General features: G+C 31.2%; 7 protein-coding genes. 1 reads left to right on the forward strand and 6 read right to left on the reverse strand.

Annotated features, from left to right (window positions below):
* The 6 genes from A5844_RS14345 to A5844_RS12000 form a co-directional block, all read right to left on the reverse strand.
* On the reverse strand, nucleotides 1–681 hold a 681-nt coding region (locus tag A5844_RS14345), incomplete at its 3' end, for a hypothetical protein (protein WP_218776176.1).
* A 113-nt stretch (nucleotides 682–794) separates the two neighbouring features.
* On the reverse strand, nucleotides 795–1,181 hold the full coding sequence (locus A5844_RS11980) for a hypothetical protein (protein ID WP_086285417.1): 387 nt from the start codon (nucleotides 1,179–1,181) through the stop codon (nucleotides 795–797).
* 9 nt (nucleotides 1,182–1,190) lie between these two features.
* Entirely contained in the window at nucleotides 1,191–2,285 is a 1,095-nt protein-coding gene (locus A5844_RS11985; protein WP_086285418.1) for a replication initiation factor domain-containing protein, read from the reverse strand.
* Between the two features lie 231 nt (nucleotides 2,286–2,516).
* Complete coding sequence (locus A5844_RS11990) at nucleotides 2,517–2,948, reverse strand: hypothetical protein (RefSeq protein WP_086285419.1); 432 nt, start codon at nucleotides 2,946–2,948, stop codon at nucleotides 2,517–2,519.
* A 35-nt stretch (nucleotides 2,949–2,983) separates the two neighbouring features.
* Complete coding sequence (locus tag A5844_RS11995; RefSeq protein WP_143353722.1) at nucleotides 2,984–3,226, reverse strand: hypothetical protein; 243 nt, start codon at nucleotides 3,224–3,226, stop codon at nucleotides 2,984–2,986.
* A gap of 151 nt (nucleotides 3,227–3,377) precedes the next feature.
* Complete coding sequence (locus A5844_RS12000) at nucleotides 3,378–3,641, reverse strand: hypothetical protein (RefSeq protein ID WP_086285421.1); 264 nt, start codon at nucleotides 3,639–3,641, stop codon at nucleotides 3,378–3,380.
* Between the two features lie 187 nt (nucleotides 3,642–3,828).
* Between A5844_RS12000 and A5844_RS12005 the strand changes: the two genes are divergently transcribed.
* Nucleotides 3,829–3,982: helix-turn-helix transcriptional regulator (locus A5844_RS12005; RefSeq protein WP_143353724.1), on the forward strand; the 154-nt coding region annotated here is incomplete at its 3' end.

A 3,982-nucleotide genomic window follows, 5' to 3' on the forward strand; every position in this document is an offset into this window, starting at 1 on the left:
TAAAATTTCCTCAGTATAATTTAAAAATTTCTTTGCTAAATCGATTTCCCTTTTAGAACCTTTATGATAGTAGTGATAGATTGTTCCAGCATCTTCTCCCTCCTTCAAAGATCTCGCCCAATCCATTTCATTCATTCCAATAATCGGATTATCAAAATAGTCGGCTAAAGCTAAATTGTCTTCAGGATGTATTAATAATTTATTACGTATAAAAAGGAATTCACTTATCACCTCATTTTTCGATTTATCAAAAACAAGATTTGATTTTCTTACAAAATTTTTAAGCACTCTATATAGGACATTTAAATTAGAATATGCTCCAGTGAAGTATGTATAGAAGTCAGGAAAAAATATTTCAGAATTCTTTCTTATTGTCTTATTAAAAAATCTTAAATTAGGATATCCTTCCTCTTCTCTAGCAGTAAAGTAGATTTCTTTCTTATTATGGATATTCTCTACATAAACTGTGCTTTGGTAAATTATACAAAGAAAATTTATACAATTATCGAATTCAAAACTATTATCTGTAGTATCATATAAAAAATTATTATCCAAAATTTTTATTATCAACATAACTAATGTCTCAAAATATTCTGGCTCCGTTACTCTAATAGTTTCTTCATTATCAAAAAATATTTGAAATTTCCGATCATAAAAATTATTGATGCTTTTTATTTTCATTAATGGCACTCCCTTATGATTTAACTCACATTCAATACATTTAAGTATAAAACTTCCTCAATACGTTTCCAAGAAATTTATAAAAAGAGCTGCGTTGCACAGCTCTAACATTTTTATTTATTTTCTTGTGGTAAAAGAACAATATCGTCTGCTTTATAATACATTGGATTACCTGACATGGAAACTGTTAAATTAGAAAAACGACATTTTACAGAGTCTTTTTTTCTGATTTCTTCATTCGTTATTACTTCTTTTAGTCCGTCTACTGTTACTTGTGTAGATTTCTTTCTAAAATTTCCATCTAGAATAGTGACAGAATATTTATAACCGACAATTTCCGCTGTGCTAAATCTACGAGGGCGCCCTTCATTGTCTAAAATAATGGTACCCGAACTGTCCTTACGTTCTTCTGTCGCAAACTTTGGCATTACTTCATCTACTTCAAATAAGGTGCCAATCGCTGCTAAATCAAAATCTCTTACTGATAACATCTTCGCCATTCTTTTTCCTCATTTCTCTTCATTTTCTTTTGAACTTTTTGTTAATTTCTTTATTTCAGGTATTAATTCTGTTCGTCCTTTTTCCGTTACACGCTTAATTAATTCACTTGCTAATTGAGGTGGAAAAATCTCTTGTGTCTCATGGATAGTCATTAATCGTTCAAACTCTTCAAGTTCTTGTTCATTTAATAGTTTATTTTTTAAGCAATAGAGATAGGCATGATATACAGGGTATGCCCCTTGATAAAAATACCAGTTGAATTTTTGAGTTAATTCAGAATTCATTTTAGGTGTGGTAAGCGAAAATGGAACTGTTTTTCCTAAGAAACGTTCCCACTTTCGTAGTGGTTGCCTCATTTGAGCATCTGTAAAAAATTTTACTTTTTCTTTTAAGTAACCTTTAATTAAGTCTATTAGCTCTATTTCGCTTGATAAATAATACTCTACAAACTTCTGTGCTTTTTCTCTTCTAAAAACAATCTCTACGCGTATCCAAGGGGGCATATCTTTCTTTCTAACTCCCTGCGCCTTAGCTCGCTCTGCTTGTTTATCATAAATTTTAATACGGTCATCTGCACCAGGCGGCTTTAAATAAAGAGTCATTCCTTTTTCTTTATTTTCTTGGCCATACACATCATAAGTTGTGCTTTTCCCATAAAAAAATTGTTTTTTTTCACATATTTTCACTAGTTGATTTGGGGTGAAATACGGTACTTCATTAAAATCGTCAATCGCAGGATCAACTCTAGTTATCTTCAATCGCCAATGTTCTTTAGAAAAAACTTGATTCAAAAACTCTTTTAATCCTATTTCCCTTTCCTGTAAAAAACGTTCTCGAAGAAAAGTCATTCCAGTTCCATCAACCACAATCATGCAATCTCCGTCTTCACTTTCCTTTCCGTTCTCCGAACGGTAGTATATCCGTATATTTGCGTACTCTATCAGCATATTGTAATCGTAATAAGTCAATTTCCCCTTTCGTTCCACAAAATAATCAAAACGCATTTCTAATAAATCCTCTACGACCTCTTTTAGCTCATTTTTATTTAAAACTTGAATTTGTAACCAATCAATTAGCGCATGTAGCTTATTTTGCGTCGCCATTTTTGCACCTTTTTCTCAAGAAAAAATTGGGGATGTTTTTGCCAAAAACTCCACTACCAAAACGTTGAATTGGCGGTATTTACACAAGTTTTTTCTCTATACTAGAGGGTGGTGTTACTATACACCCTACTTACCTTCTATTTTAGAAATTTTGTCGCCAGCACCTTACCTTAATTTTGAGCTACTCTGCTGAGGCAGTCGCTCAAAATTAAGGGTTTGTCGCCAGCATTTCTATTGAAAAAACTTCCGCTTCTTCTTTGCGTTTATTTTTTTTCTTAATTCCATGTTTTCTTTCTTTAATTGTTCAATTTCTAAATCATGATGTTTAGATATTTTAATCAATAACCGAACTGATTCTTTTAAAGCCCCAATTTCTCGTTCAACTTCTAAAGTCTTTTTTTGCTTCTCAACTGAAAACACTTGCAAAATTGCCTTTGTCAAACCAAGTTCATCTTTTAAATCTGCAACTTTTTGGAGCTTTAAAAGATCGTCCTCACTGAAAAGACATATCCTTGCTGTACTCTTTCTCCCAATCCTTTTTCTCGATACTTCAAATTTAGTATCTGTATGCTCTTCTATGAGCTTTCTCCAACGCTTTAAAGTAGATACACTACCTAATCCTGAAACTTTTTCTACGACCGCTTTATACTCGTAATAATCCATACTTCCCTTCTTATTAGTGTACTTTAGAAAATATTTTATACCTTCATGAAAATTTGTGTTTCTTGGTTTAATAAATAATGCTTCATTTCTTTTGTATTCATATTACATACACTTACAAGATTTTGTCTTACACAAGCAAGCATCGTAATACTATCTTTACTAACAAAAGAATAATACGGTACACCTTTATATTCAGTGAAAATATAGATATAATTCGTTATATCTAATTGGTTCGCTTCTATAAATCTTATGAGTACCTGTTTCCCATCAAGCATCAAAATTTGACCTCCTAGTTTATATAGAAAACCTTAGCCAAATATGCTATACTCATTTTTGTAAAAGAACATATTTAGCACTTGAGCATTCTTTCCCTACCACGGTTAGAATGCTTTTTTTATGTTTAGCAACTTGTATGCGCCCCACCTATGTTTATTTTTGATACAGTAACAACCATTCTCTGATTGCCTTCTTACTATATAAAACCATTCCAGAATCCAGACGAATCTCTGGACACCCATATGAAACCCAATCTTTCAACGTATTTACGCTTATTTGGAAATGCTCTGCACAATATTTTTGTTTAACAATATCTCGTTCACCTTTTGCAGTTTCTATCGCTTCCTTTACCATAAAATACACTTTGTTAAAATTTTCATCCTCCCATCTTAATAAAGCTTTTTCAACTTCAATCATTTTACCACCCCCCTCTCAAAAACATATTAATAATACTAAAAATAGCATTTAAAGTATTACAAGAAAACTTTAACAAATATATCCATAGATGTCAAATAGTTTTTTTAGGTATATAAAACAACTATTTTATATATTTTGGTTGAATTATATTAAATATAAGGGTAAACTTTTGAGAGAGGTGATAATTATGATAGAAAATTTTGGAAACAACGTTGCTCGCTTAAGAAAGGAACATGGATATTCTCAAGAAGAATTAGCTCAAAAAATAGGATTAAAAAAACAAAGTATTTCTAATATCGAAAGAGGTGTAAGATACCCTACTTTTGAAACATTAGAAAAAA

It is taken from the genome of Candidatus Enterococcus wittei, from assembly GCF_002140175.1.
GTDB lineage: Bacteria > Bacillota > Bacilli > Lactobacillales > Enterococcaceae > Enterococcus_B > Enterococcus_B wittei.

What these genes read in the sequence shown, in the direction of transcription:
- A5844_RS11980 (WP_086285417.1), bottom strand. Translation starts at nt 1,181, where the DNA reads ATGGCGAAGATGTTATCAGTAAGAGATTTTGATTTAGCAGCGATTGGC.
- A5844_RS11985 (WP_086285418.1), bottom strand. Translation starts at nt 2,285, where the DNA reads ATGGCGACGCAAAATAAGCTACATGCGCTAATTGATTGGTTACAAATT.
- A5844_RS11990 (WP_086285419.1), bottom strand. Translation starts at nt 2,948, where the DNA reads ATGGATTATTACGAGTATAAAGCGGTCGTAGAAAAAGTTTCAGGATTA.
- A5844_RS12000 (WP_086285421.1), bottom strand. Translation starts at nt 3,641, where the DNA reads ATGATTGAAGTTGAAAAAGCTTTATTAAGATGGGAGGATGAAAATTTT.